The sequence below is a fragment of the Proteiniclasticum sediminis genome (assembly GCF_018128025.1).
Classification (GTDB): domain Bacteria; phylum Bacillota; class Clostridia; order Clostridiales; family Clostridiaceae; genus Proteiniclasticum; species Proteiniclasticum sediminis.
In genome coordinates this window covers 1-1,350 of record NZ_JAGSCS010000054.1, presented here as the reverse complement: position 1 = coordinate 1,350, position 1,350 = coordinate 1, and the positions used below count along the sequence as shown (strand labels likewise).

The 1,350-nt window shown below is 43.3% G+C and carries 3 protein-coding genes; all 3 read left to right on the top strand.

Features of this window, described 5'->3' with window-relative positions; translation table 11 throughout:
- The coding region (locus KCG48_RS14485) for an RHS repeat-associated core domain-containing protein (RefSeq protein ID WP_211802885.1) at window positions 1-657 on the top strand (657 nt) is incomplete at its 5' end.
- Window positions 658-668: 11 nt separating this feature from the next.
- Window positions 669-893, top strand: coding sequence for a hypothetical protein (locus KCG48_RS14480; RefSeq protein WP_211802884.1), 225 nt, complete (start codon window positions 669-671; stop codon window positions 891-893).
- Between the two features lie 284 nt (window positions 894-1,177).
- Window positions 1,178-1,350 (top strand): hypothetical protein (locus KCG48_RS15110; RefSeq protein WP_211802886.1); only part of this gene is annotated, 173 nt, incomplete at its 3' end.

Genomic DNA, 1,350 nt, shown 5'->3' with positions numbered 1-1,350 from the left:
TGGGGAAAACCGCTCACCGTGGAAGGAAGCCTGGCGGAAACCCTGGGGCAGAAGAATCCCTACCGGTATCGGGGGTATTCCTATGACAGAGAGACTGGACTCTACTACCTGGGTTCCCGGTACTACAACCCAGAAATCGGGCGGTTTATTAATGCGGATGATTCAGATATACTCGATGGTAGAAATAACCATATTTTAGAAAACAATTTATTTGCTTATTGCCTAAATAATCCTATTATTTATCATGATCCAAAAGGGAAGTTTGCACAATTTACACTTGAAGGTGCAAATGGAGTATATGTAGCTACGACTGCAGCTGCAGGGGGAGCTAGCTTTTGGAATCCTGCGGGATGGGTGCTTTTGGGTATTGCAGTTACGGGTACTGTTATTTTGACGAGTGTAGCTATATATAATAGCAATAAAATTAAACATGCAAGGATTGCTCAAATAACTAGTAAAAATATGAGTAAAACTGTCAGGGAGATTTTGAAGGATAAAAAAGGCAGTATAAAAAATGCCAAGCCCCCTAAAGGTTCTCCTGGCTGGGATAGTATAATGGATCTGACTTTATCTGAGATAATTAGAAGAGCTCAACAAGGAGAGCCGGGATTTAATTACTTCAAAAAACTACTTACAGATAGTCGTTTTAATAAATAGGAGGATTTGTATTGAGTGACTTAATTGATTTTTTGGACAGACTAGAAAAAAGTAAAATTTATTACCGCCTCAACAAAGTTCGGGATGGAATAATGGTAGAAGTAAGCCTCCCAGGTGAGCGTTGGGAAGTGGAATATATGAAAGATGGAACTATAGAAATAGAAAAGTTTGTCAGTGATAGTCAAATCTTTAGTGAAAACGAACTTGAAGTTCTATTTGCTAATTTCTCAGATTAAACCACCAGAAAGACAGAATCGTCGTTTGCAAGTTACGTGATCTTCATTGGTGATGCTGTTTGTTTCTTATCACGGTATATTTTATTGAGTTTGAGAGATGCCTGATATAGTCTGCTAGTTAAGAGTTATCCTCATATTTTGTCCGCTTCTTTCGAATGGTAAAATCATTTCCTGATTTTCCCGGATTAACCCAGATCAATTACTAGCTCCCAGCCCCCGAATCTTTCCTGAATCACGCTGATTATAGGTGGAAGACGGCGCAGAGTCGGGGGCCATCGCCGCCGATGGGCGCATCGAAGCTATGGGAATCGAGTTGGTGGGTGCGCCAGAAGGCGGGAACCACGGGACAGGCCCTCCGAATGGAGGCCCTGAAGCTCACCGTCGTCAAGGACGGCGCCGGAGAAACCACCAGCCGCGTGGCGGCGCTGGAAGGTCCCGGCGGAACGGTGCGCTATAC